The following is a 23,822-nucleotide window of genomic DNA, read 5'->3' on the forward strand; positions in this document are numbered from 1 at the left end:
CTACAAAACCTCTAACAAGACAGTCTCCACCACCGGGAGTCGAAACATGCAGCGTTCCATTGCCACCGTGTCCTTGAGCGGTACCCTGCCGGAAAAACTCGAAGCCATTGCCGCCGCCGGTTTCGACGGGGTGGAGATTTTCGAGAACGACCTGCTCTATTACGACGGCAGTCCTCGGGAAATTAAACAGATGTGCGCCGATCTCGGGATCGCCATCACGCTGTTTCAACCGTTCCGCGATTTCGAAGGCTGCCGCCGCGACCGCCTGCCGCGCAATCTGGAGCGGGCCGAGCGCAAGTTCGACCTGATGCAGGAACTGGGCACTGACTTGGTGCTGGTGTGCAGCAACGCTTCCGCCGATTCCGTGGGTGATGAGCAAATCCTCGTCGACGACTTGCGCCTGCTGGCCGAGCACGCCGGTGCGCGTGGTCTGCGAATCGGTTACGAGGCGTTGGCCTGGGGCCGGCACGTCAACACCTGGCAACAGGTATGGAACATCGTTCGCCAGGCGGACCACCCAAGTCTGGGCGTGTTGCTGGACAGTTTCCACACGTTGTCGCTCAAGGGCGATCCGAGTGCCATCGCCGACATTCCCGGCGACAAAATCTTCTTCGTGCAAATGGCCGACGCGCCGATCCTGGCCATGGACGTGCTGGAATGGAGCCGGCATTTCCGCTGCTTCCCGGGCCAGGGCGAATTCGATTTGCCGGGGTTCCTCGCACCGATCATCAAAAGTGGCTACACCGGGCCGTTGTCGCTCGAGATCTTCAACGACGGCTTCCGCGCCGTACCGCCACGGGCCAACGCCGCCGACGGTTTACGTTCGTTGCTGTACCTGGAAGAGAAGACCCGCGAGCGGCTGGCGCAGGAAACCAAACCTGCGGCCAGCCCGGACATTCTGTTCGAGACGCCGAAGGCCAGTGAATACAACGGCATCGAATTTCTTGAGTTCGCCGTGGACGAAAGCCTCGGCGCCAGACTTTCTCATTGGCTGGAGCGGCTGGGCTTCGTCAAGGCCGGTCAACACCGTTCAAAAAGCGTGAGCCTGATGCGTCAGGGCGACATCAACCTGATTCTCAACTCCGAGCCCTACTCGTTTGCCCACAGCTTTTTCGAAGCTCATGGCCCGTCGCTTTGCGCCACTGCGGTGCGGGTCAACGACAGCGCCAGCGCGCTGGCCCGGGCCGTGGCTTACAAAGGTCAGCCTTATCGCGGACTGGTCGGCCCCAATGAGCTGGAACTGGCTGCGGTGCGCGCGCCGGATGGCAGCCTGATTTACCTAGTGGACCAGGACGCCGACGTCTACGGCACCGACTTCAATCTGCAACCGACGGAAACGGCCAGCGGTGGCCTCAAGCGCATCGACCACATGGCCATGGCGCTGCCGGCCGACAGCCTCGACAGTTGGGTGCTGTTCTACAAGAGCCTGCTGGATTTCGAGGCCGATGACGAAGTGGTGCTGCCCGATCCGTATGGTCTGGTAAAGAGCCGGGCACTGCGTAGCCGCGACAGTTCGATCCGCTTGCCGCTGAACATTTCCGAGAACCGCAACACCGCGATCTCACACGCGCTGTCGAGTTATCGCGGCTCCGGTGTGCATCACATCGCGTTTGACTGCGACGATATCTTTGCCGAAGTCCGTCGGGCCAAGGAGGCGGGCGTACCGCTGCTGGATATCCCGCTCAACTATTACGATGACCTGGCGGCACGGTTCGATTTCGACGACGAATTCCTCAGCGAACTGGCTTATTACAACGTGCTGTACGACCGTGATGCCCAGGGCGGTGAGCTGTTCCACGTTTACACCGAGCCGTTCGAAGGGCGGTTCTTCTTTGAAATCATCCAGCGCAAGAACGGCTATGCCGGTTACGGCGCGGCCAACGTGGCGGTGCGGCTGGCGGCGATGGCCAAATCCCGCAGCGGCGCCATTCGTCAGGCGAAGTTGTAGCAATTTCGTAAACGCGAGGTTAAACCGCTGCCGCGCGGCTTCCTTCACTGTGCCGTGCGGCTCATAATCGCCAGCCTGTGCAGTGATGGCCGTGAGCCCGCAATGACAATGACATCAGAACTCTCCGTAGCGCCCGACGAACCCTTGGCCGAGCCACGCAAGAGTCGCAAGAACAACCCGGAAAAGACCCGCGAGAACATTCTTCAAGAGGCCATTGTAGAGTTCGTCCAGCAGGGGCTTTCCGGCGCTCGCGTCGATGCGATCGCCGAGCGTATCCACACCTCAAAACGCATGATCTATTACTACTTCGGCAGTAAGGAACAGCTCTACATCGAGGTGCTGGAGAAGCTCTACGGCGATATCCGCAGCACCGAAAACCGCCTGCACCTGGCCGAACTGGCGCCGGTGGAGGCGATTCGGCGGCTGGTGGAATTCACCTTCGATCACCATGATCGCAATGTCGATTTCGTGCGCATCGTCAGCATCGAGAACATTCACAATGCCGAATTCGTGAAGCGCTCCGATGCGATCAAGGCGATGAACAACACCATTCTTGATTCACTGGGCGTGATATTGCGTCGCGGGGTTGAAGAGGGTGTGTTCCGGGCGGGGCTTGAGCCCTTGGATGTGCATCTGTTGATCAGTTCGTTCTGCTTCTATCGCGTGTCGAACCGCCATACTTTTGGTGAGATTTTTCAGATCGACCTGCCGGACGAAAGCATCAAGCAGCGTCATCGAGAGATGATTTGCGAGTCGGTGTTGCGATACCTGCAGGCCTGACGCCTTCGCGGGCGAGCCTCGCTCCTACAGGTTTTGCGTTGATCTGTAGGAGCGAGGCTTGGTCTGGGCGGCATTCCGACGAAGCTTTTCAGCTATTCATGCTTTGAAAATGCGCCAGCATTCGCTGTGCATCCGGCACCACGCCGCTGAACAATTCAAACGCCTTCACCGCCTGAAACACCGCCATGTTGCCGCCATCCAGTGTCCGGCATCCCAAGGCGCGGGCGTTGCGCAGCAGTTCGGTTTCCAGCGGGAAGTACACGATCTCTGCCACCCACAACTGTGGCCTTAGCAACTCCACCGGGACCGGCATGCCAGGCAGTTTTTTCATGCCCATGGGCGTGGTGTTTACCAGGCCGTCAGCCTGAGCCAGCGTGTTCGGCAAATCATGACCCGCCACGGCTCGACCAGCGCCGAAATGCTGATTGAGATTGTCCGCCAGACTCTGCGCGCGACTGATTTCCACATCGAAAATGCTCAGCCGCTGTACGCCTTCGCTCAACAGCGCGTGGGCCACTGCCGCCCCGGCACCACCGGCGCCCATCTGGACGACACGCTCAAGGGCAACGCCCTGCAAGCCACGGCGAAAACCTTCGGCAAAACCCAGGCAATCGGTGTTATGGCCGATGCGTCTGCCGTCCTTCAGCACCACCGTGTTCACCGCGCCGATACCGCGGGCTTCCGGCGACAATTCGTCGAGTAGGGGGATGATCGACTGCTTGCACGGAAAGGTGATGTTCAGGCCGGTGAAGTTCATACGTTCCGCCGCCATCAACAGGTCGGGCAGGGCGCTGCTGTCGAGTTTCAACTGATCGAGATCGATCAGGCGGTAGAGGTAACGCACACCCTGGGCGTCGCCTTCATGTTCATGCAGTGCGGGCGTACGGGACGCCTGAATGCCGGCGCCGATCAGCCCGGCCAGTACCGCGTTGTTCTGAGTCACGGCGTTCACCCTTTCAAGCGCAGGCTGAAATGCTCCAGCGCCAGGCGATAGCCGTGGCTGCCGAAACCGGCCATTACTGCGGTGGCAATGGCTGAAACAAAGGAGTGGTGGCGGAAAGGTTCACGAGCATGGACGTTGGACAGGTGGACTTCGATCACCGGCAATTCGCTGGCGACCAGGGCATCACGAATGGCGACCGAGGTGTGAGTCCAGGCGGCGGGGTTGATGACGATCCCGGCGCAACGACCGCGGGCGGCGTGAATCCAGTCGAGCAGTTCGCCTTCATGGTTGGTCTGGCGAAACTCCACCGCCAGGCCGAACTCTTCGGCGGCCCGGCCGCACAACGCTGCGATATCCGCCAGGGTTTCGTGGCCGTAGGTTGCCGGTTCACGGGTGCCAAGCAAGTTCAGGTTCGGGCCGTTGAGCACCAGAACGATAGGGTTCATCAGGGTCTCTCCACATATTATTTTTGGCATGGGCTGATGTTCCAGCCTGTGGAGATAAATTGTACTAGATGGTTAATTTGGTCAATTGAACAGGCGCCAAGACGGAGGTTAGTGTGCGGTGATCGGACGGTTTCGGCATCTCAACGCGGCAAATGCTCGATCAGAAAATCAATAAACGCCCGTAATCGCAGAGGCACATGGCGGCTTTGCGGGTAAAGCAGGGTGAATGGTCGTGACCGTCCGCCGTAAGGTTTGAGGATTTCCACCAGCGAGCCATCGGCCAGCTCTTTTTCGACGATAAAACGATAAGTCTGGAAGAGCCCCGCCCCATGTTTGGCCAGGGTCACACCGCCCAGCACGTCGTCGGAACAACTGAGATCGCCCTCGGCGAGGATTTCGCGCTGCACGCCATCGTCGTTGAACAGCCAGGCAATCCGCCGACCGCTGCTGGGCAAATCGTACTGGATGCATTCATGATTTTTCAGGTCATCCAGGGTTTGCGGCGTGCCCGCGCGCTTCAGGTAGTCGGGGCTGGCGATCATCACCAATTGCGCGTCCTCCAGTTGCCGGGCGATCAGCCCGGAATCCGGAATCGCCCGCACGCGGATGGCCAGGTCATAGCCTTCACCGACGAAATCGATGTTGCGATTGCTGATGTGCGACTCGACTTTCACCTGCGGAAAACGCTCCCGAAACGCCGGCAGCAACGGCAGGATCCGGTGATGCGCATACGTCGTGGGAATACTGATGCGCAAGGTGCCTGAAGGCTCTTGCTGCTGGCCCATCACTTCGCGCTGAGCCTCGACCAATTGCGCCAGCGCCTGACGACATTCTTCGTAATACCGGCGCCCGCTATCCGTCAGTTTGACACTGCGAGTGGTGCGCGCGAACAGCCGCACGCCCAGGCGTTCCTCCATGCGCGACACGGACCGACTCACCGCTGCCGGCGTCACGCCAGCGACCAGCGCGGCGGCGGTAAAGCTGCCCGCTTCGGCGGCGAGGCAAAACAGTTCGATGCTGCCGAGCTGAAGATCGTCGAATGTTCGCTGCATGATTGATTACACCGGGGATCAAATGGAGGGCCTGATGCAGTGTTTATCAAATTGCGGAAAGGATTGCTTACCATTTTTGCTCCTGGGTGCCGCTGGAAGCCTTGCTGGTCCGCGCATGCCATATCTCACCGAATGAGCACGCACAAAAAAGCCGTCGAAATGACGGCTGTTTTGTATTGCTCAGCAGCAATCAACGACGGGTCAACAACACCCCGGATTCCATGTGGTGAGTCCACGGGAACTGGTCGAACATTGCGCATTGGGTAATGCGGTGGGTGTCGTGCAACTGGGCGATGTTGGCCGCGAGGGTTTCCGGGTTGCAGGAGATGTACAGGATATTGTCGAAGCGTCGGGTCAACTCGCAGGTGTCCGGGTCCATGCCGGCGCGAGGCGGGTCGACGAAGACGCTGCCGAACTCGTAGCTCTTGAGGTCGATGCCATGCAGGCGACGGAACGGGCGAACCTCGTTCAGGGCTTCGGTCAGCTCTTCAGCGGACAGGCGCACCAGCGTGACGTTATCCACCGCGTTTTCGCTGAGGTTGCTCAGCGCCGCGTTGACCGAGGTCTTGCTGATCTCGGTGGCCAGCACTTTGCGTACGCGGGTCGCGAGCGGCAGAGTGAAGTTGCCGTTACCGCAATACAGTTCCAGCAAATCGTCCGGGCGGTCGCCGAGTGCGTCGTAAGCCCAGTTCAACATCTTCTGGTTCACGGTGCCGTTGGGCTGGGTGAACGCGCCTTCCGGCTGGCGGTAGCTGAACGTGCGGCCACCGACTTCCAGTTTTTCGACCACGTAATCATGGCCGATCACTTCGCGTTTGCCTTTCGAGCGACCGATCACGCTGACGTTCAAGTCGGCTGCCAGCTTCGATGCCGCCGCGTGCCAGTGTTCATCCAGCGGGCGGTGATAGCACAGGGTAATCATCGCATCGCCGGCCAGGGTGGTCAGGAACTCCACCTGAAACAGCTTGTGGCTCAGGGCCGCACTGGCTTTCCACGCGGCCTTGAGCTGCGGCATCAGTTGATTGATGCGCAGGCTGGCAATCGGGAACTCTTCGATCAGGATCGGCGTGCGTTTGTCTTCCTGGGAAAACATCGCGTAGTGACGCTCGCCGGCTTCACGCCACAGGCGGAATTCGGCACGCAGGCGGAAGTTCTTCAGCGGCGAATCGAACACTGCCGGCTCCGGTGCATCGAACGGGGCCAGCAGGTCGCGCAGGCGCGAGACCTTTTCTTCGAGCTGAACGGTGTAAGCCTGGGAATCAAAAGTCATGCGTTGAACCAACCCAACTTGATCACAAACAGAATCGACAGAATCACCAGCGCCGGGTTCAGCTCACGGCCGCGACCGGACAGCAGCTTGATGGCGGTCCAGGAAATGAAACCGAAGGCGATGCCGTTGGCGATGGAGTAAGTGAATGGCATGGCCAGCGCAGTGACCACGACCGGTGCGGCAACGGTGATGTCGTCCCAGTCTATTTCGGCCAGGCCGGAAGTCATCAGGACTGCGACGAACAGCAGTGCCGGCGCCGTGGCAAATGCCGGAACACTGGCGGCCAGTGGCGAGAAGAACAGCGCCAGCAGGAACAGGATCGCCACCACAATGGCCGTCAGACCGGTGCGGCCACCGGCGCTCACGCCTGCTGCGGATTCGATGTAGCTGGTGGTGGTCGACGTACCCAGCAACGAACCGGCCATGGCCGCGGTGCTGTCCGCGATCAGCGCGCGGCCCATTTTCGGCATGTGGCCGTCCTTGCCCATCAGGCCGGCGCGCTTGGCGACGCCGATCAGGGTGCCGGAGTTGTCGAACAGGTCGACGAACAGGAAGGCGAAGATCACGCTGACCAGACCGATGTCCAGTGCACCCTTGATGTCCAGTTGCAGGAAGGTCGGCGCCAGCGATGGCGGCATCGACATCACGCCGCCGAACGGGGTGAAACCGAGGGCAATCGACGCAATGGTCACGACCAGAATCCCGATCAGCACCGCACCACGCACGGCGAGGGCTTCAAGGGCAACGATCAGGGCAAAACCCAGGGTGGCGAGGATCGGTGCCGGTTGTTTCAGGTCACCGAGGCCGACCATGGTCGCCGGATTGCTGACCACGATGCCGGCGTTGTGCAGGGCGATCAGCGCCAGGAACAGGCCGATACCGGCAGCAATCGCCGAACGCAGCGGCAGCGGGATGCTGTTGATGATCCATTCCCGGATGCGGAAGATCGACAGCAGGAAGAAGCACACTGCCGAGATGAACACCGCGCCCAGTGCCACTTGCCAGGTGTGGCCCATGTGCAGGACCACGGTGTAGGTAAAGAAGGCGTTCAGGCCCATGCCCGGTGCGAGGGCGATCGGGTAGTTGGCGATCAGGCCCATGGTCGTGGAGCCGATGGCGGCTGCCAGACAGGTGGCGACAAACACCGCACCTTTGTCCATGCCGGTCTCGCCGAGGATGCTCGGGTTGACGAACAGAATGTAGGCCATGGCCAGGAAGGTCGTGACGCCCGCAAGAATCTCGGTCCGCACGTTGGTGTTGTGTGCCTTGAGTTGAAACAGCCTTTCCAGCATGTCTGCTCCCCGTGGCGCGCCCGGCGCCGTGAATGTATCGACCTCAACAGCAAAGCACAGACCGCTGCAGGCGCCTGGTAATTTTCTGTGGGTCGGAAAAAGCCGCGCATCATACCAGCCGCGTGGGGTTGTGGCTGCTTATGGTGGTGATCGTCGTCGATGTTTTGCGTTAAAGCCAAGTGCGCCATACTGCGCGCTGGTTTTGGGGGACATGGGGATTGCATGAAAAAGCGTCTGGTTAACGTATTTGGAGTATTGATTGCCTTGATGCTGGGGGCGCAAACCGCTTCGGCTGCCTCGGCGGCGCCGTTGAGCCAGGTCAAGGTGCTCAAGGTCGAGTCGCCGGCCTGTGGGTTTGAGGACATTGGCGAGGGGCAGGAGGCAACACGCTGCGATCACAGCGGGCCGAACATCAAGATCTACGTGCTGGAAGTCGGCTATGGCCGCAAGGCGCAAGTCGGGCTGGACGGTTTTGATGTGGACGGCACCCGAACCCCGATCTGCGCCTTTGATAACGGCAACCTGACCGATTGCACCGTCGGCAGAAAAACCGTGGGCTATCTGTATGTCTTCGATCTGGCCGGCAAGCAAGAAGGCACGTTCACCTTCAGCAACACGTCCATCAATGCGCCGGGCAACACGCTGTCGACGCAGCTTTACATCAAGTAACGGCCGGCTCGAACAAGGGGCAGGAAAGCTGACTACGCTTTAAAGATCATTCTGTGGATTGCGCCCATGACCTTTAGAGCCCTGATTACCCTCGCCGAGGGCATCGATGACCTGCAAACCGTGACGCTGATCGATGTGCTGCGCCGCGCCAAGGTTGAAGTGGTGGTGGCCAGCATCGAGGGCCGGCGCATGCTCACCTGTGCCCGCGGCACCCGCGTGACGGCCGATGCAATGCTGGTGGATTTGCTGGCCCAGCCGTTCGACCTGGTCGCGCTGCCTGGCGGTGCCGTCGGCGCGCAACATCTGGCCGGCCATCAACCTTTGCAGCAATTGATCAAGGATCAGGCGGCAGCCGGCCGTCTGTTCGCCGGCATCGCCGAAGCCCCGGCCCTGGCACTTCAGGCCTTTGGCGTCCTGCGTCAACGGCGGATGACGTGCCTGCCGACTGCCAGCCATCAACTGTCGGGTTGCAACTTCGTCGATCAACCGGTGGTGGTCGACGGCAACTGCGTGACCGCTCAAGGTTCCGGGGGCGCACTGGAGTTTGCCCTGACACTGGTGGAACAACTTTGCGGCAAGGCCATGCGTGCGACGGTGGCGGGGGAGTTGGTGGTTTAGAACGTGTCAGGCGTGAACGGCGAGGGGTTTGATGACCGGTTGCTCCCGCTGCTCTGCTTGCCAGAGATCGTAGTCGGTCTGAACCCCTAGCCATATCCGCGCCTTACCAATTCCGGCCCGCTCCAGACGGACTGCCAGGTCTGGACTGATCGGCGCATGGCCATGCAGCACCCGCGAAAGGTGAGGGCGTGCAAACCCCAAATGCCGGGCAAGTTCCGTCACGCTGATGCCCAGTTCGGGCAGGACGTCCATCAACAGTGTTTCGCCAGGGTGTGGCGGGTTGTGCATGGGCATGTCCTGCCTCCTGTCAGTGGTAGTCCAGATAGTCGACCAACTCGATATCCGAACCGATAAAACGAAAAATAACCCGCCAGTTTCCTGAAACGCTCAGTGACCAGAACTCGGCCAATTCGCCCCTGAGCGGGTGTAATCGCCATCCCGGTAAATCGAGGTCACCCGGTGCCATTGCGCGGTCCATGAATTGCAGCATCCGAGACAGACGCTTTGCATGGTCTGCCCGGATTCCACGCGTCGAACCTGTTTCATAGAAACCGCGAAGGCCTTTGTGCTGAAAGGATTTGATCATGGGTTGAGTGTAAGGCGTTACATTACACTCAATGCACTATCTATGTATTGCACCTGGTCGGCAAATTTGTGCTCTGCCTCAGTATTTCAAACCTTGGCTTCTTCCACTGGCACATGCATGCGATCCCGGTTGGCCAGGGTCGGAAACAGTTTGATCCAGACCCCGGTCACCACCAGCGTGCCGATGCCGCCCATGACCACCGCCGGCACGGTGCCGAACCAATGGGCGGTGAGACCGGATTCGAATTCGCCCAGCTGGTTCGAAGCGCCGATAAACAGGCCGTTGACGGCGCTGACCCGGCCACGCATTTCATCCGGGGTTTCCAGTTGCACGAAGGACGCGCGGATCACCATGCTGATCATGTCTGCTGCGCCCAATACGACCAGCACCGCCAGCGAGAACCAGAATGAAGTGGACAGGCCGAACGCAATGGTCGCGACGCCGAATACACCGACGGCGGTAAACATCACCCGACCGACCTTGCGATCCACGGAGAACCGCGCCAGCCACAGCGACATCAGCAACGCGCCCACTGCCGGAGCCGAGCGCAACAAGCCCAGGCCCCATGGCCCGGTCAGCAGAATGTCCTTGGCAAACACCGGCAGCAAGGCCGTCGCGCCGCCGAGCAGCACGGCAAACAGATCCAGAGAAATCGCCCCGAGAATGTCCGGTCGGCTGCGAATGAAGCGGATACCCGCCAGCAGCGAATCCAGGGTGGCCTTGCCTTTGTTCAATGGCGTTTGCCGCGCGGGCAGGTTGAGCATCAGCAGGCAGGCGATCACATAGAGAATCACGGTCGGGCCGTAGACCCAGACGCTGCCAAAGGCATACAGCAAGCCGCCGAGGGCCGGCGCGACGATGGTCGCCGATTGTTGGGCGGACTGTGCAGCGGCAACGGCGCGGGGGAACAGCGCGGAGGGAACGATACTTGGCAGCAGTGCCTGGGTGGTCGGCATCTCGAAAGAACGCGCGGCGCCGAGCAGAAACGCGAGGATGAAGATCATTTCCCGGGTGACATGGCCGGTGGCGCCGCCAATCGCCAACGTCAAGGCAATCAAGGCTTGCAGCGACTGACAGATCGCCGCGACTTTACGCCGGTCGTAGCGGTCGGCGACATGCCCGGTGTGCAACATGAACAGCACGCGCGGGGCAAACTCCACCAGGCCGACCAGGCCCAGATCCAGCACGTTGCCGGTCAGTTGATAGAGGTTCCAGCCGATGGCCACGGTGAGCATCTGAAAGCCGCTGGCGGTAAACACCCGGGCCAGCCAGAACGCGATGAAAGGGCGGTGATGACGTAACAGCAAAGGCGCTTGGCTGGGCATCGGAGGCAGATCTTGAGCGAGGGGAGGCCCGAGATTATCACCAACCTGTAACCAGAAGTTGCAGAGACGGGAAATTTAGTTAGCTAGACACCGATCCCGAAATCCCTGAAATCCCCTGTGGGAGCGAGCCTGCTCGCGATGGCGGCGTATCAGTCGATACCCATGTCGCCTGACACACCTCTTCGCGAGCAGGCTCGCTCCCACAGGAATGTGTTGCCAGCTATGACTGTGGCTATGAGGCAACCTGTCACGCGGCAAAAGACCACACCGTCCATCGCCAAAAACCGGACTACTCTTTTACCCATGCTTGATCCAGATCAAGGCCTTTGCGGAATTGATCTGGTGGCCAGATGGCCAGACTCCCTACGTGTGATGTTTGTAAAAAGAAGAACGAATTCAAATTCGCCACACTCCTATTCGTGGGGGCCGTGGGTGTAGGCCGCAAGCCTTCAGCCGGTATTACCTGACAGAGGAAGACTTATGTTCGGTTTGGAGGCGCTTGATCTCGCCCGAATTCAGTTCGCGTTCACCATCTCGTTCCACATCCTGTTCCCGGCCATCACCATTGGTCTGGCGAGTTACCTGGCGGTACTCGAAGGCCTGTGGCTGAAAACCAATAACGACACCTACCGCGATCTGTACCACTTCTGGTCGAAGATCTTTGCCGTCAACTTCGGCATGGGCGTGGTCTCCGGGCTGGTCATGGCCTATCAGTTCGGCACCAACTGGAGCCGCTTTTCGGACTTCGCCGGTTCCGTCACCGGGCCGTTGCTGACGTACGAAGTACTGACCGCGTTCTTCCTTGAAGCCGGTTTCCTTGGGGTCATGCTGTTCGGCTGGAACAAGGTCGGGCGCAATCTGCACTTCTTCGCCACGGTCATGGTCGCCATCGGCACGCTGATCTCGACCTTCTGGATTCTCGCGTCCAACAGCTGGATGCAGACCCCGCAGGGCTTCGAAATCGTCAACGGCCAGGTCATTCCAACCGACTGGCTGGCGGTGATCTTCAACCCGTCGTTCCCGTACCGCCTGATGCACATGGCGACGGCCGCGTTTGTCGCGACCGCATTCTTCGTCGGTTCCTCGGCGGCCTGGCATTTACTGCGCGGCAAAGACAACCCGGCGATCCGTACCATGCTTTCGATGGCCATGTGGATGGCCTTGATCGTCGCGCCGATTCAGGCGGTCATCGGTGACTTCCACGGTCTCAATACGTTGAAGCATCAGCCGGCGAAAATTGCCGCGATTGAAGGCCACTGGGAAAACCACGGCGATGAACCGACCCCGCTGATCCTGTTCGGCTGGCCGGACATGAAAGAAGAGAGGACCAAGTTCGCCGTCGAGATTCCGTACCTGGGCAGCCTGATCCTCACGCACTCGCTGGACAAACAGGTGCCGGCGCTCAAGGAGTTCCCGCCGGAAGACCGGCCGAATTCGACCATCGTGTTCTGGTCGTTCCGGATCATGGTCGGCTTGGGCATGCTGATGATCTTTACCGGTCTGTGGAGCCTGTGGCTGCGCAAAAGCGACAAGCTGTATACCTCGCGACCGTTCCTGTACCTGGCATTGTGGATGGGGCCGTCCGGCCTGATCGCGATCCTCGCCGGTTGGTTTACCACTGAAATCGGTCGTCAGCCTTGGGTCGTCTACGGCCTGATGCGCACGGCGGACGCGTCCTCCAATCACAGCTTCATGCAGATGAGCATCACGCTGATCCTGTTCGTCGTGGTCTATTTCGCGCTGTTCGGTGCCGGTCTGGGCTACATGATGCGCCTGGTGCGCAAAGGGCCGAAGATCGACGAAGGCAAGGAAACCAACGACGGTGGTCCCGGCCAGAAACGCACACCGGCGCGTCCCCTGTCTGCGGCTGACGATGATGGCGCCGAAAACGACCACAGCCCCAGCCTGACCAAGGAGATTTGAGTCATGGGTATTGATCTTCCGCTGATCTGGGCCGTGATCATCATCTTCGGCATCATGATGTACGTGGTCATGGACGGCTTCGACCTGGGGATCGGGATTCTCTTCCCGTTCATCCCGGGCAAGACCGACCGTGACGTAATGATGAACACCGTCGCACCGGTCTGGGACGGCAATGAGACCTGGCTGGTGCTGGGCGGTGCGGCGCTGTTCGGCGCCTTCCCGCTGGCGTATTCGGTGGTGCTCTCGGCGCTGTACCTGCCGCTGATTTTCATGCTGATCGGGCTGATCTTTCGCGGCGTGGCGTTCGAGTTCCGCTTCAAGGCCAAGGACGACAAGCGCCACCTCTGGGACAAGGCGTTCATTGGTGGCTCCATCGCCGCGACTTTCTTCCAGGGCGTCGCGTTGGGTGCGTTCATCGATGGGCTGCCGGTGGTCAACCGCCAGTTTGCCGGCGGGTCACTGGACTGGCTGACACCGTTCACGATGTTCTGCGGCGTGGCGTTGGTGGTGGCTTATGCGCTGCTCGGTTGCACTTGGCTGATCATGAAAACCGAAGGCAAGTTGCAGGAACAGATGCACAACCTGGCGCGGCCGCTGGCGTTCGTGGTGCTGGCGGTGATTGGTATCGTCAGCATCTGGACGCCGCTGGCTCACGCGGAAATCGCCGCGCGCTGGTTCACGTTGCCGAATCTGTTCTGGTTCCTGCCGGTGCCGATTCTGGTGTTGGTGACCATGTACGGCTTGATCCGCGCCGTGGCTCGCAATGCGCACTACACGCCGTTCCTGCTGACGCTGGTGCTGATCTTCCTCGGCTACAGCGGTCTGGGCATCAGCCTGTGGCCGAACATCGTGCCGCCGTCGATCTCGATCTGGGACGCCGCCGCACCGCCGCAAAGCCAGGGCTTCATGTTGGTCGGCACCTTGTTCATCATCCCGTTCATCCTGGGTTACACCTTCTGGAGCTACTACGTGTTCCGCGGCAAGGTCACCCATGAAGATGGTTACCACTAATCCTGTAGGAGCAAGCTTGCTCGCGATGGCGTCATCACTGACGCCATCAACCTTGAAGAGGAGGGTTGGAACGCCATGACTGGTAAACACACTTTGGAAGAAATCCAGGCGGCAGAGAAAAAGCCGCTCTGGCAGCGGCTCGGCTGGCTGGCGATGATCTGGACTGGCAGTGTGGTGGCGCTGTTCATCGTTGCGAGCCTGATGCGCATGTTCATGAATGCCGCAGGCCTGTCGACCCACTGAATTCGCAAAATCCCATCCCGATGCCTTGCGGCACGGATTTACAACCCTCCTGCGCTGGAGGGTTTTTTTTGTCCGGGATTATTTTCGGGCTTTGAGGATCACGAACTTCGGTGTGGCCGCCACTTGTTCGACGCCACGGAACAACCGCGCCAGTTTGCTGTGATAACCCAGATGACGGTTGCCGACGATGTACAGCGCGCCGCCCACCACCAGCGCTTCGCGCGCTTGCTGGAACATCCGCCAGGCGAGGAAATCGCCCACGACTTGTTGCTGGTGAAACGGGGGGTTGCACAGCACCACGTCCAGTGACTGCGGTTCCTGTCCGGCCAGACCATCCCCGGCACGCACGATCACGTCCCGGTCACCCAGCGCCGCGCGCCAGTTTTCGGCGGCCGATTGCACGGCCATGAAGGATTCGTCCACCAGCGTGTAGTGTGCCTGCGGGTTTTGCAGAGCGCTGGCAATGGCCAAAACGCCGTTACCGCAGCCCAGATCCGCGACCCGTGCCGCGCCGAGGTTTGTCGGCAAGTGCGGCAAAAAGGCTCGGGTACCGATATCCAGCCCTTCGCGACAGAACACATTGGCGTGGTTGAGCAGTTCAATCGCCGGCGCATCGAGCTGATAGCGAGTCGGGTAGGGCGACGTCGCGGGGGCTTTCGCTTCAGCGGTGGCCATTAACAGTCGAGCCTTTTTCACCGCCAGCGAGGCTTGAACCGGGCCGATGTAGCGCTCCAGCAAATCTCCGGCGGCGCGTGGCAGATGCTTGATCATCGCGCCGGCAATCACTTGGGCGCCGGGCGCCAGTTGGCTTTGCAGACGGATCAGTTGTTCTTCCAGCAAGGCCAGGGTTTTCGGTACGCGGATCAGGACCCGATCAAACGGGCCGCTAAACGCTTCGCTGGCAGGCACGCGAGGCACGGCATCAAATGCCTGAGCGTTACGGATCAGGTTTTTTTCCAGGCCCTGAAAGGCCAGGAACGAGTCGCCGCTGCTGGTCACTTGAACCTTGCCCGCGAGGCTGGCAGCCAATGCGCCAAAGCTGTCGTTGAGCACCAACACTCGAGTGTTCGCGCCCGGTTGTTGGTCGGCCAGATGATTGAGCAGGTATTCGTCGGCGGCATCAAACGCTTGCAGCGGTTCGTTCTGCTGTTCTGGCTGGCGGATCAGGTCGAGGCGGGCGAAGGTTGTTTCGAGCAAAGGCATGGGGCGGGGCTCTGGGTAAATCAACGGGTATCCCGCGGCCCAGGGGCGTTGTAGCGGGCGAGACCATCCGAGTGTACTGCGTCGTGGAGGTTCACACGTCATCACTCAGGAGGAGTCGCAAATGGTACGTTACTCGCAGGTTTTAATCGATCAACGTATCGAGGTGCTGTTGAGGTAGCCGGCCTTGATTGCAGCGATGATTGCCGCAATCTTGTTGCTGACCCCGAGTTTCAAAATCACGCTTTGAATGTGGAAATGGATGGTCCGTGCGCTCAGGTTGAGAATTCGCGCGCTTTCTTCAGCCGTCTTGCCGGCTGCCGCCAGTTCCAATACGTCGATTTCCCGTGGAGATAAATGCGCAGCGGGTGCTTTCAGCATTTTTTTGGGCAGCGATTGCGCGATCAGCGCATGAAGATGACGGCACATGAATACCGAGAAACCGAGGTTTTCATACAGCTCCAGGGCCGTGATCGGGCAATGGCTCCTTGCCAGGCTCAGAATGCTGCACAGGCCGCTCTCTTCGTCATGCAGCGATTGTGACCAGCCGTGCTGCAAACCATGCGTTTCCAGGGCCTCCCACAGGGAGGGAACCTTGGAGAAAAGAGTTTCGCTCCACATAATCGGCAACATTGAGTGATTGCAATGAGCCACTACCGGGTCCACCGAGCTTAAGTTTTTCTGTTCATAATATTTGTTCCAGATGGCTGGGTAATTGTTGTGCCGGATAGTGTTGAGCTGGTTGTTTTTTGTTTGATAAGTAGTTGAAAAAGCGAAAAATTTAAACCCGATGTTTTTCGTGAATTCAAGTGCGATCGGGTACGCGGCATCAATATGCTTCGTGCTCGATAGTTGGTTGAGTTGTGATTCCTTCCACCGCTCCATCATGTATCTCCATTTTACAATCTGCCGGGGTGCTGATTGGATCCAAAATCCTGCACGAGCCGAGTGTAGGATGAATCCTACTTAAAGGTGAGATTTTTTGGCTTTACTACGCTTTAAAAAATAAATATCAAGTTCTAATGGGGTTTTTAAAAATGCGGCGGGTTTTGAATGTTGAGTTTAATTTCATTAACCGTTTTATTAACTGAATGGTACGTCTAAAAGGATCAAGTACTATTTGTAATGTTCAGGTTGATAATAAAAGGCACTACAAATCGTCGGTGTTTGTTTTCCCCGCTTTGCGGGACACTGGATGCTATCTGTTGAATGGAGCGCCCCATGACCGCCAGTGCAGAAAAATTCACGCGCCAGACCCTGCTCGACGTCAAGCCGTTGACCCCGAGCCTGTTCACCCTGCGCACGACGCGGGATCCGGGTTTTCGTTTTCGTGCGGGGCAATTCGCCCGTCTGGGCGTGACCAAGGCTGACGGCAGCGTTGTTTGGCGCGCCTATTCCATGGTTTCTTCGCCTTATGACGAGTTCCTCGAATTCTTTTCCATCGTGGTGCCGGGGGGCGAGTTCACCAGTGAGCTGAGTCGGCTGGGCGTCGGCGATACGCTGCTGGTTGACCGCCAGGCCTTTGGATACCTGACGCTTGATCGCTTCATCGACGGGCGGGATCTCTGGTTGTTATCCACAGGTACGGGCGTTGCGCCGTTTCTGTCGATCCTGCAGGACTTCGAGGTCTGGGAGAGATTCGAGCGAATCATCCTGGTCTACAGCGTGCGCGAAGCCCGGGAGCTGGCGTATCAGGAACTGATCGCGGAATTGACGCAGCGTGACTATCTGGCCGAGTACGCGCACAAGTTTCAGTACATTGCCACCGTCACCCGCGAGCAGCATCCCGGTGCCTTGAATGGCCGGATCACCACCTTGATAGAAAGTGGCGAACTGGAGCGGGCAGCTGGCGTGGCACTGACGGCCGAGCATTCAAGGGGCATGCTGTGTGGCAACCCGCAGATGATCGATGACACGCGAAAACTGCTGAAACAGCGTGACATGCACTTGAGTCTCAGCCGACGCCCCGGGCACGTGGCGGTGGAAAATTACTGGTAAAAAAAACGGCGCCACGAAGGCGCCGTTTTTTTATCCGCATCGGATCATTAAGGCCGATTGTTCTGGGCCTTCAACAGATCGCGAATCTCACCCAACAGCTCTTCTTCCTTGGTCGGAACCGGCGGCAGGGTGGGCGCAACGGCTTCTTCGCGCTTCAAGCGATTGATGGCTTTGACGCCCATGAAAATCGCGAACGCGACGATGATGAAGTCGATCATGCTCTGGATGAATTTGCCATACGCCAGCACCACTGCGGGGGCGTCGCCGCTGGCGGCCTTGAGCGTAATGGCAAGATCACTGAAATCCACCCCACCGATCAGCAGGCCGATTGGCGGCATGACCACGTCGCCGACAAACGACGAAACGATCTTGCCGAAGGCGGCACCGATGATGATACCGACGGCCATGTCGACCACGTTGCCTTTTACCGCGAAGGCCTTGAACTCATTTAGCACGCCCATAGGTTATTTCCTTGTTACAGATGAGGTTGGTAACGCAGTGTAAATCAGCCAAATGGTTCTTGCCCGAAACAACTGCTTACAGCGCTTGCCTGCTATCGACCGGGGCAACGGTAAAAAGTTTTCAAAATGCCATCATTGGTGCATTGATCTGCGTTTTTCAGGTGTGTGCCCGCTATCCATCTGAAGGGGGGTGTTCATCATTCAGTCGCTTGCGCTGATCAGCGATGGAGGTGGTGGCAGTCATCAAAAGTGCGTGCGTCGCAGGAGCGACTTGTTGAGCGTAATGGGAAGTGCGCTATAAGTTTTACAGTGGTTAACTTCAAGTATAAGTTCTTGGCTCGCAAAATAGTGGCTGGAAAAACACAGGGTGCGTGATGCCGTAAAGCCATCGGTTTGATTGTCAGCATTAAACTCTTGGATTGTTGGGTGATGTTGTACGTTAAATTTACAGAGTGTTAAGAGTTGTACAGCTTTGTGAGTTTTGGATTTAACGTTGGTCGAGTTAATTTGGCTGCGCGTTGTACAAGTTATGAAAGTTGCAACGCTGTCGTTGTCTCGAGAATCGAACAAGTTGCCGCACAATTCCATTGGGCAACTCCGTCGCACTGATCCAGCCCAGCTGAGCTATCATCGCGGTTTTTGCCGGGAGTTCAGATGGCCAAGGCCAAGCGCATGTACGGCTGCACCGAGTGCGGCTCAACCTTCCCCAAGTGGGCCGGCCAGTGCGGCGAGTGCGGGGCCTGGAACACCTTGACCGAAACCATGGTCGAGAGCGGCGGTGCCGCAGCCCCCAGCGGCCGCACCGGCTGGACCGGCCAACAGGCACAGATCAAGACCCTGGCCGAAGTCAGCGTCGAAGAAATACCGCGCTTTTCCACCGCCTCCAGTGAGCTCGATCGCGTCCTGGGTGGCGGGCTGGTGGACGGTTCGGTGGTTTTGATCGGCGGTGATCCGGGCATCGGCAAATCAACCATCCTCTTGCAAACCTTGTGCAACCTCGCCAAGAGCATGCCGGCGTTGTACGTCACGGGCGAAGAGTCCCAGCAGCAAGTGGCCATGCGCGCCCGACGCCTGGGATTGCCGCAGGATCAACTGCGGGTCATGACCGAAACCTGCATCGAAACCATCATAGCCACCGCCCGGGTCGAAAAGCCCAAGGTCATGGTGATCGACTCGATTCAGACGATTTTCACTGAACAGCTGCAATCGGCACCGGGAGGCGTGTCCCAGGTGCGGGAGAGCGCAGCCTTGCTGGTGCGTTATGCCAAACAGAGTGGCACAGCCATTTTCCTGGTTGGCCACGTGACGAAAGAAGGTGCGCTGGCCGGACCGCGCGTGCTGGAGCACATGGTCGATACCGTGCTGTATTTCGAGGGCGAATCCGACGGTCGCTTGCGCTTGCTGCGGGCGGTGAAGAACCGTTTTGGCGCGGTCAACGAACTGGGCGTGTTCGGCATGACCGACAAGGGTTTGAAAGAAGTCTCCAATCCTTCGGCGATTTTTCTTACTCGTGCACAGGAAGAAGTCCCGGGCAGTGTGGTCATGGCAACGTGGGAAGGCACCCGACCGATGCTGGTGGAGGTTCAGGCGTTGGTGGATGACAGCCATCTGGCCAACCCGCGTCGGGTCACGTTGGGGCTGGATCAGAACCGACTGGCGATGTTGCTGGCGGTTCTGCATCGACACGGCGGCATTCCGACCCACGACCAGGACGTGTTCCTCAACGTGGTGGGCGGCGTGAAGGTGTTGGAAACCGCTTCCGACCTGGCGCTGATGGCGGCGGTCATGTCCAGCTTGCGTAACCGGCCATTGCCCCATGACCTGCTGGTGTTCGGCGAAGTCGGTTTGTCTGGCGAAGTGCGTCCGGTGCCGAGCGGGCAGGAACGCTTGAAAGAAGCGGCCAAGCACGGCTTCAAACGGGCCATCGTGCCCAAGGGCAATGCGCCGAAGGAGTCTCCGCCGGGATTGCAGATTATTGCCGTGACCCGCCTCGAACAGGCCCTCGACGCCCTGTTCGAATAACCCCAATCCTTGTAGGAGCCAGCTTGCTGGCGAAGGGGCCTTGAGTTGTTCTTGAGGCCGCCTTCGCCAGCAAGCTGGCTCCTACAAAGGGAGGGTCACACCTCTATAAGTGCGCCCAACTCGCGCTCCAGCTCCTGCGGATCCCCCAGATTGAGCTCGATCAATCGCCGCAGCCGCTCGATGGATTCCAGGCTGATGTATCGGCAAACGAATCCCAAATGGCGAGGATCGTCGTGCGTCAGTTGCACATCCATCTTGATGTCAAAGTCCTTGCTGAGATGAATGTCGACAGAAAACATCTTTTTCGGGTCGCCCAGCCACGGCTCGGGTCGCTCGATCAGTATTCCCTTGAGCGACAAGTCAATCAGCTTCACTGGCCAGATGAATTCCCCTTGGCAAAGCTCGGTTCGGGCATCGAACGCAATACGTTTGAAGCGGCGGCGATTGGCAGGGTGTTCGCTCATGTCTTATTCCTCTTAATGTCCGCTGACTATAGACCCGCATTGTCAAAGCCTGCCAGCTGACACGGGCGTCTAGACCAATGTCGGGTATGGCCTTTGCCGTCAGGAGAGCTAAACTCGGGGTGGCTGTCTTTCTTGTCCACCCTGGCTGGAATAAAAAAATGAAAAATAATAATAGCCCGCTACGCCACCTACCCTGGCTGCTGCTGGCAATCGTAGGAGCGTGCGCCCTTGGCGTAGTGGCATTGCGTCGAGGCGAGGCAATCAACGCCTTGTGGATTGTGGTCGCTGCCGTGGCCATTTATCTGGTTGCGTACCGTTATTACAGTCTGTTCATCGCTAACAACGTGATGCAACTCGATTCACGACGGGCCACCCCCGCTGTGCTCAACAATGATGGTCTGGACTACGTCCCGACCAACAAACACATTCTCTTCGGTCACCACTTCGCGGCCATCGCTGGCGCGGGGCCGTTGGTCGGTCCGGTGTTGGCGGCGCAGATGGGTTACTTGCCCGGCACGCTGTGGCTGATTGCCGGTGTGGTGCTGGCCGGTGCGGTTCAGGACTTCATGGTCCTGTTCATGTCCACCCGCCGCAACGGCCGCTCCCTGGGCGACATGGTCCGTGAAGAAATGGGCCGCATCCCCGGTACCATCGCGCTGTTCGGCTGCTTCCTGATCATGATCATCATCCTCGCGGTGCTGGCGCTGATCGTCGTAAAAGCCCTGGCCGAAAGCCCATGGGGTATTTTCACGGTGATGGCGACCATCCCGATCGCGATGTTCATGGGCATCTACATGCGCTACATCCGCCCGGGCCGCATCGGTGAGATCTCCATCGTCGGCGTGCTGTTGCTGCTCGGTTCGATCTGGCTCGGCGGGCAGATTGCCGCGGACCCGGTCTGGGCCAAAGCCTTCACCTTCACTGGCGTGCAGATCACCTGGATGCTGGTCGGTTACGGTTTCGTGGCCGCCTCGTTGCCGGTGTGGCTGATTCTGGCGCCGCGTGACTACCTGTCGACGTTCCTCAAAATCGGCACCATCATCGCGCTGGCGATCGGCATCCTGGTCACCATGCCCGAGCTGAAAATGCCGGCGCTGACCCAGTTCATCGATGGCACCGGTCCGGTATGGAAAGGCGGCCTGTTCCCGTTCCTGTTCATCACCATCGCCTGTGGCGCGGTCTCGGGTTTCCACGCGCTGATCTCCTCCGGCACCACGCCAAAACTGCTGGATAACGAGGTCAACGCCCGTTACATCGGTTACGGCGGCATGTTGATGGAATCGTTCGTGGCCATCATGGCGATGGTTGCCGCTTCGGTGATCGAGCCAGGCGTGTATTTCGCCATGAACAGCCCGGCGGCCGTCGTCGGTGGTGACGTGGTCGCGGTTGCACAAACTGTCAGCAGCTGGGGCTTTGCAATTACCCCGGAAGCGCTGCAAACGGTGGCCAAGGACATCGGTGAAACCACCATCCTGGCCCGCGCCGGCGGTGCGCCGACCCTGGCGGTCGGTATTGCGCAGATCCTGCACAGTGTCCTGCCGGGTGAAAACACCATGGCGTTCTGGTACCACTTTGCGATCCTGTTCGAAGCGCTGTTCATCCTGACAGCGGTAGACGCCGGCACCCGTGCCGGTCGCTTCATGTTGCAGGACTTGCTCGGCTCCTTCGTGCCGGCGCTGAAACGCACCGAATCCTGGACCGCCAACCTGATCGCCACCGCCGGTTGTGTGGCGATGTGGGGCTGGTTGCTGTATCAGGGCGTGATCGATCCGCTGGGTGGCATCAACACCTTGTGGCCGCTGTTCGGCATCTCCAACCAGATGCTGGCCGGTATCGCGCTGATGCTCGGCACCGTCGTGCTGATCAAAATGAAACGCCAACGCTACGTCTGGGTGACCATGCTGCCTGCAGTCTGGCTGCTGATCTGCACCACCACTGCCGGCTTCATCAAGCTGTTCGACGCCAACCCGGCGATCGGCTTCCTGTCGCTGGCCAAAAAATACAGCGATGCGCTGGCCAACGGTCAGATCCTCGCCCCGGCCAAGGACATCACCCAGATGCAACACGTGATTTTCAACGCCTACACCAACGCAACGCTGACCGCGCTGTTCCTGTTCGTGGTGTTCAGTATCCTGTTCTATGCACTCAAGGTCGGCATTGCCGCCTGGGGTAAAAAAGAGCGTACGGATAAAGAATCACCATTCCAGGCCTTGCCGGACGCGTAATCGAGGATTGCAGCATGTTCAATGACCTGAGTCGCCTCGGTAAATACCTCGGTCAGGCCGCGCGCCTGATGGTCGGCATGCCCGACTACGACAACTACGTCGAGCATATGCAGACCAAACACCCGGACAAACCGGTGATGAGCTACGAAATGTTCTTTCGGGAACGTCAGGAAGCCCGTTACGGTGGCAAGGGTGGGCCGAAGTGCTGTTGACCCGGTTGTCGGGTTAACAGCAATCCCTGTGGGAGCTAGCCTGCTGGCGATGGCGGCTGAACATTCAACATCACTGTTGATTGACAGTCCGCCATCGCTAGCAGGCTAGCTCCCACATTTGTTTTATGTTGTTTTCTAATTCTGTAAAGCAGGAGACTCCAGTTGTCCTCTCCCATCCCCGTCACGATCCTCAGCGGCTTCCTCGGCGCCGGCAAGACCACGCTGTTGCGCCACCTGCTCAAAGCCGAGCACGGCCTGAAAATCGCCGTGATCGAAAACGAATTCAGTGACGCCGGCATCGACACCCAACTGTTGGGCGACGAGCCGGTGCAGGTGATGACGCTGTCCAACGGCTGCGTCTGCTGCACCATCCACACCGACCTGACCAAGGCGCTCTACCTGTTGCTCGAACGCCTGGACAGTGGCGAAATCGCCTTCGACCGTCTGGTGATCGAGTGCACCGGCCTGGCGGATCCGGCACCGGTGGCGCAAACCTTCTTCATCGACGAAGAACTGCGTGAGCGTTACATCCTCGACGGCATCATCACGTTGGTCGATGCAGCGCACGCCGACGTACACCTGACCCAAACCATCGCCCAGGCGCAGATTGGTTTTGCCGACCGCTTGCTGGTGAGCAAACGCGATCTGGTGGACGAGTCGACCTTCACCGCGTTGAGCGAGCGCCTGACCCGTATCAACCGTCGCGCGCCGATTCGCGTGGTCGACCACGGCCAGATCGATCTGGCCGAACTGCTCGATGTGCGCGGCTTCAACCTCAATGCCGACCTGGGTGGCGGCGTGAGTTTGCGCCCAGTCAGCAAAGCGCCTTCCATCGACCGCATTTCCAGCCTGGTGCTGCGCACCGACAAGCCGCTGGATATCGACAAGCTCAGCGAATTCATGAACGAACTGCTGGAAGAGCATGGCAAGCAGTTGCTGCGCTACAAAGGCGTGCTGAACATCCTTGGCGAGCCGCGGCGCATGGTGTTTCAGGGGGTGCTGAAGTTGTATGGCTTCGACTGGGACACGGAGTGGGCAGAGGGCGAGGCGCGGGAAAGTGTGATTGTGTTTATTGCCGATGAATTGCCGGAAGAGAAGATCCGCGAGGGGTTTGCGCGGGTGGCGGCGGATTGA

24 protein-coding genes are annotated in these 23,822 nt (G+C 59.1%); 12 read left to right on the top strand and 12 right to left on the bottom strand.

The genetic code is table 11. From position 1 onward, the window contains the following. Nucleotides 1–46 precede the first annotated feature (46 nt). Both quiC and KGA82_RS19095 read left to right on the top strand, forming a co-directional pair. Nucleotides 47–1,948 carry a 3-dehydroshikimate dehydratase QuiC gene (gene quiC, locus KGA82_RS19090; protein WP_223451839.1) on the top strand — a complete coding sequence of 634 codons (1,902 nt, stop codon included), beginning with the start codon at nucleotides 47–49 and terminating at the stop codon, nucleotides 1,946–1,948. 102 nt (nucleotides 1,949–2,050) lie between these two features. Beyond that, on the top strand, nucleotides 2,051–2,728 hold the full coding sequence (locus tag KGA82_RS19095) for a TetR/AcrR family transcriptional regulator (RefSeq protein ID WP_192228022.1): 678 nt from the start codon (nucleotides 2,051–2,053) through the stop codon (nucleotides 2,726–2,728). An 88-nt stretch (nucleotides 2,729–2,816) separates the two neighbouring features. On the opposite strand, the gene KGA82_RS19100 is transcribed toward KGA82_RS19095, so the two are convergent. The 5 genes from KGA82_RS19100 to KGA82_RS19120 all read right to left on the bottom strand — a co-directional run bounded on the left by KGA82_RS19100 (nucleotide 2,817) and on the right by KGA82_RS19120 (nucleotide 7,731). Then, nucleotides 2,817–3,671 carry a shikimate dehydrogenase gene (locus KGA82_RS19100; protein ID WP_207285507.1) on the bottom strand — a complete coding sequence of 285 codons (855 nt, stop codon included), beginning with the start codon at nucleotides 3,669–3,671 and terminating at the stop codon, nucleotides 2,817–2,819. A 5-nt stretch (nucleotides 3,672–3,676) separates the two neighbouring features. Then, nucleotides 3,677–4,117, bottom strand: a complete 441-nt coding sequence (aroQ, locus tag KGA82_RS19105; protein WP_008028918.1) for a type II 3-dehydroquinate dehydratase — start codon at nucleotides 4,115–4,117, stop codon at nucleotides 3,677–3,679. A gap of 140 nt (nucleotides 4,118–4,257) precedes the next feature. Then, a complete protein-coding gene (locus KGA82_RS19110) occupies nucleotides 4,258–5,169 on the bottom strand; it encodes a LysR family transcriptional regulator (protein ID WP_008028916.1) in 912 nt (303 codons plus the stop codon). A gap of 190 nt (nucleotides 5,170–5,359) precedes the next feature. Beyond that, nucleotides 5,360–6,439, bottom strand: coding sequence for a tRNA (uridine(54)-C5)-methyltransferase TrmA (gene trmA / locus KGA82_RS19115; protein ID WP_008028912.1), 1,080 nt, complete (start codon nucleotides 6,437–6,439; stop codon nucleotides 5,360–5,362). Further along, on the bottom strand, nucleotides 6,436–7,731 hold the full coding sequence (locus tag KGA82_RS19120) for an NCS2 family permease (protein WP_008028910.1): 1,296 nt from the start codon (nucleotides 7,729–7,731) through the stop codon (nucleotides 6,436–6,438). The genes trmA and KGA82_RS19120 overlap by 4 nt, the downstream gene beginning before the upstream one ends. A 222-nt stretch (nucleotides 7,732–7,953) precedes the next feature. Between KGA82_RS19120 and KGA82_RS19125 the strand changes: the two genes are divergently transcribed. Both KGA82_RS19125 and KGA82_RS19130 read left to right on the top strand, forming a co-directional pair. Beyond that, a complete protein-coding gene (locus tag KGA82_RS19125; RefSeq protein WP_008028908.1) occupies nucleotides 7,954–8,400 on the top strand; it encodes a DUF4879 domain-containing protein in 447 nt (148 codons plus the stop codon). Between the two features lie 66 nt (nucleotides 8,401–8,466). Further along, nucleotides 8,467–9,018 (top strand): DJ-1 family glyoxalase III, encoded by a 552-nt coding sequence (locus tag KGA82_RS19130; protein WP_008028906.1) that lies wholly within the window; start codon nucleotides 8,467–8,469, stop codon nucleotides 9,016–9,018. Between the two features lie 6 nt (nucleotides 9,019–9,024). Here KGA82_RS19130 and KGA82_RS19135 read toward each other — a convergent pair whose 3' ends face one another. The 3 genes from KGA82_RS19135 to KGA82_RS19145 form a co-directional block, all read right to left on the bottom strand. After that, nucleotides 9,025–9,312: a HigA family addiction module antitoxin gene (locus KGA82_RS19135; RefSeq protein WP_207285512.1), complete on the bottom strand. Its 288-nt coding sequence runs from the start codon at nucleotides 9,310–9,312 to the stop codon at nucleotides 9,025–9,027. Nucleotides 9,313–9,325: 13 nt separating this feature from the next. Further along, nucleotides 9,326–9,604, bottom strand: a complete 279-nt coding sequence (locus KGA82_RS19140) for a type II toxin-antitoxin system RelE/ParE family toxin (RefSeq protein WP_223451840.1) — start codon at nucleotides 9,602–9,604, stop codon at nucleotides 9,326–9,328. An 86-nt stretch (nucleotides 9,605–9,690) separates the two neighbouring features. Then, nucleotides 9,691–10,929 (bottom strand): MFS transporter, encoded by a 1,239-nt coding sequence (locus tag KGA82_RS19145; RefSeq protein ID WP_207285513.1) that lies wholly within the window; start codon nucleotides 10,927–10,929, stop codon nucleotides 9,691–9,693. Between the two features lie 480 nt (nucleotides 10,930–11,409). Here KGA82_RS19145 and KGA82_RS19150 point away from each other — a divergent pair, with 480 nt between their 5' ends. The 3 genes from KGA82_RS19150 to KGA82_RS19160 all read left to right on the top strand — a co-directional run bounded on the left by KGA82_RS19150 (nucleotide 11,410) and on the right by KGA82_RS19160 (nucleotide 14,106). Then, a complete protein-coding gene (locus KGA82_RS19150; RefSeq protein ID WP_008040295.1) occupies nucleotides 11,410–12,852 on the top strand; it encodes a cytochrome ubiquinol oxidase subunit I in 1,443 nt (480 codons plus the stop codon). 3 nt (nucleotides 12,853–12,855) lie between these two features. Continuing rightward, nucleotides 12,856–13,863, top strand: coding sequence for a cytochrome d ubiquinol oxidase subunit II (cydB, locus tag KGA82_RS19155; RefSeq protein WP_008028900.1), 1,008 nt, complete (start codon nucleotides 12,856–12,858; stop codon nucleotides 13,861–13,863). A 75-nt stretch (nucleotides 13,864–13,938) separates the two neighbouring features. Continuing rightward, nucleotides 13,939–14,106, top strand: a complete 168-nt coding sequence (locus KGA82_RS19160; RefSeq protein WP_192418926.1) for a DUF2474 domain-containing protein — start codon at nucleotides 13,939–13,941, stop codon at nucleotides 14,104–14,106. A 78-nt stretch (nucleotides 14,107–14,184) separates the two neighbouring features. Here KGA82_RS19160 and KGA82_RS19165 read toward each other — a convergent pair whose 3' ends face one another. Both KGA82_RS19165 and KGA82_RS19170 read right to left on the bottom strand, forming a co-directional pair. Continuing rightward, nucleotides 14,185–15,309, bottom strand: a complete 1,125-nt coding sequence (locus KGA82_RS19165; protein ID WP_223451847.1) for a methyltransferase — start codon at nucleotides 15,307–15,309, stop codon at nucleotides 14,185–14,187. Between the two features lie 150 nt (nucleotides 15,310–15,459). After that, the gene (locus tag KGA82_RS19170) at nucleotides 15,460–16,191 is read right to left on the bottom strand and encodes a helix-turn-helix transcriptional regulator (protein WP_223451885.1); all 732 of its coding nucleotides are present in this window, start codon (nucleotides 16,189–16,191) and stop codon (nucleotides 15,460–15,462) included. Nucleotides 16,192–16,527: 336 nt separating this feature from the next. Here KGA82_RS19170 and KGA82_RS19175 point away from each other — a divergent pair, with 336 nt between their 5' ends. Then, on the top strand, nucleotides 16,528–17,304 hold the full coding sequence (locus tag KGA82_RS19175) for a ferredoxin--NADP reductase (RefSeq protein ID WP_223451849.1): 777 nt from the start codon (nucleotides 16,528–16,530) through the stop codon (nucleotides 17,302–17,304). Between the two features lie 47 nt (nucleotides 17,305–17,351). On the opposite strand, the gene mscL is transcribed toward KGA82_RS19175, so the two are convergent. Continuing rightward, complete coding sequence (gene mscL / locus KGA82_RS19180; protein ID WP_008028892.1) at nucleotides 17,352–17,765, bottom strand: large-conductance mechanosensitive channel protein MscL; 414 nt, start codon at nucleotides 17,763–17,765, stop codon at nucleotides 17,352–17,354. Between the two features lie 654 nt (nucleotides 17,766–18,419). Between mscL and radA the strand changes: the two genes are divergently transcribed. Continuing rightward, entirely contained in the window at nucleotides 18,420–19,787 is a 1,368-nt protein-coding gene (radA, locus tag KGA82_RS19185; RefSeq protein ID WP_008028888.1) for a DNA repair protein RadA, read from the top strand. A 95-nt stretch (nucleotides 19,788–19,882) separates the two neighbouring features. Here the strand turns inward: radA and KGA82_RS19190 are convergent, their stop codons facing one another. Next, entirely contained in the window at nucleotides 19,883–20,251 is a 369-nt protein-coding gene (locus KGA82_RS19190) for a PilZ domain-containing protein (RefSeq protein ID WP_008040322.1), read from the bottom strand. Between the two features lie 158 nt (nucleotides 20,252–20,409). Here KGA82_RS19190 and KGA82_RS19195 point away from each other — a divergent pair, with 158 nt between their 5' ends. The 3 genes from KGA82_RS19195 to yjiA all read left to right on the top strand — a co-directional run bounded on the left by KGA82_RS19195 (nucleotide 20,410) and on the right by yjiA (nucleotide 23,822). Beyond that, complete coding sequence (locus tag KGA82_RS19195) at nucleotides 20,410–22,476, top strand: carbon starvation CstA family protein (protein ID WP_008028884.1); 2,067 nt, start codon at nucleotides 20,410–20,412, stop codon at nucleotides 22,474–22,476. 14 nt (nucleotides 22,477–22,490) lie between these two features. Then, on the top strand, nucleotides 22,491–22,688 hold the full coding sequence (locus tag KGA82_RS19200; protein ID WP_007895266.1) for a YbdD/YjiX family protein: 198 nt from the start codon (nucleotides 22,491–22,493) through the stop codon (nucleotides 22,686–22,688). 162 nt (nucleotides 22,689–22,850) lie between these two features. Further along, on the top strand, nucleotides 22,851–23,822 hold the full coding sequence (gene yjiA, locus KGA82_RS19205; RefSeq protein WP_192228012.1) for a GTPase: 972 nt from the start codon (nucleotides 22,851–22,853) through the stop codon (nucleotides 23,820–23,822).

Origin of the sequence: Pseudomonas sp. BF-RE-22 (assembly GCF_019956155.1) — a bacterium.
Lineage (GTDB): Bacteria > Pseudomonadota > Gammaproteobacteria > Pseudomonadales > Pseudomonadaceae > Aquipseudomonas > Aquipseudomonas migulae.

Coding starts and splice junctions, on each gene's coding strand:
- KGA82_RS19160 (WP_192418926.1), top strand. CDS start 13,939: ATGACTGGTAAACACACTTTGGAAGAAATCCAGGCGGCAGAGAAAAAG.
- KGA82_RS19200 (WP_007895266.1), top strand. CDS start 22,491: ATGTTCAATGACCTGAGTCGCCTCGGTAAATACCTCGGTCAGGCCGCG.
- KGA82_RS19145 (WP_207285513.1), bottom strand. CDS start 10,929: ATGCCCAGCCAAGCGCCTTTGCTGTTACGTCATCACCGCCCTTTCATC.
- KGA82_RS19110 (WP_008028916.1), bottom strand. CDS start 5,169: ATGCAGCGAACATTCGACGATCTTCAGCTCGGCAGCATCGAACTGTTT.
- KGA82_RS19135 (WP_207285512.1), bottom strand. CDS start 9,312: ATGCCCATGCACAACCCGCCACACCCTGGCGAAACACTGTTGATGGAC.
- KGA82_RS19130 (WP_008028906.1), top strand. CDS start 8,467: ATGACCTTTAGAGCCCTGATTACCCTCGCCGAGGGCATCGATGACCTG.
- radA (WP_008028888.1), top strand. CDS start 18,420: ATGGCCAAGGCCAAGCGCATGTACGGCTGCACCGAGTGCGGCTCAACC.
- KGA82_RS19175 (WP_223451849.1), top strand. CDS start 16,528: ATGACCGCCAGTGCAGAAAAATTCACGCGCCAGACCCTGCTCGACGTC.
- mscL (WP_008028892.1), bottom strand. CDS start 17,765: ATGGGCGTGCTAAATGAGTTCAAGGCCTTCGCGGTAAAAGGCAACGTG.
- KGA82_RS19150 (WP_008040295.1), top strand. CDS start 11,410: ATGTTCGGTTTGGAGGCGCTTGATCTCGCCCGAATTCAGTTCGCGTTC.
- KGA82_RS19125 (WP_008028908.1), top strand. CDS start 7,954: ATGAAAAAGCGTCTGGTTAACGTATTTGGAGTATTGATTGCCTTGATG.
- KGA82_RS19120 (WP_008028910.1), bottom strand. CDS start 7,731: ATGCTGGAAAGGCTGTTTCAACTCAAGGCACACAACACCAACGTGCGG.
- KGA82_RS19140 (WP_223451840.1), bottom strand. CDS start 9,604: ATGATCAAATCCTTTCAGCACAAAGGCCTTCGCGGTTTCTATGAAACA.
- KGA82_RS19195 (WP_008028884.1), top strand. CDS start 20,410: ATGAAAAATAATAATAGCCCGCTACGCCACCTACCCTGGCTGCTGCTG.
- aroQ (WP_008028918.1), bottom strand. CDS start 4,117: ATGAACCCTATCGTTCTGGTGCTCAACGGCCCGAACCTGAACTTGCTT.
- trmA (WP_008028912.1), bottom strand. CDS start 6,439: ATGACTTTTGATTCCCAGGCTTACACCGTTCAGCTCGAAGAAAAGGTC.
- KGA82_RS19190 (WP_008040322.1), bottom strand. CDS start 20,251: ATGAGCGAACACCCTGCCAATCGCCGCCGCTTCAAACGTATTGCGTTC.
- KGA82_RS19170 (WP_223451885.1), bottom strand. CDS start 16,191: ATGGAGCGGTGGAAGGAATCACAACTCAACCAACTATCGAGCACGAAG.
- cydB (WP_008028900.1), top strand. CDS start 12,856: ATGGGTATTGATCTTCCGCTGATCTGGGCCGTGATCATCATCTTCGGC.
- KGA82_RS19095 (WP_192228022.1), top strand. CDS start 2,051: ATGACAATGACATCAGAACTCTCCGTAGCGCCCGACGAACCCTTGGCC.
- KGA82_RS19165 (WP_223451847.1), bottom strand. CDS start 15,309: ATGCCTTTGCTCGAAACAACCTTCGCCCGCCTCGACCTGATCCGCCAG.
- quiC (WP_223451839.1), top strand. CDS start 47: ATGCAGCGTTCCATTGCCACCGTGTCCTTGAGCGGTACCCTGCCGGAA.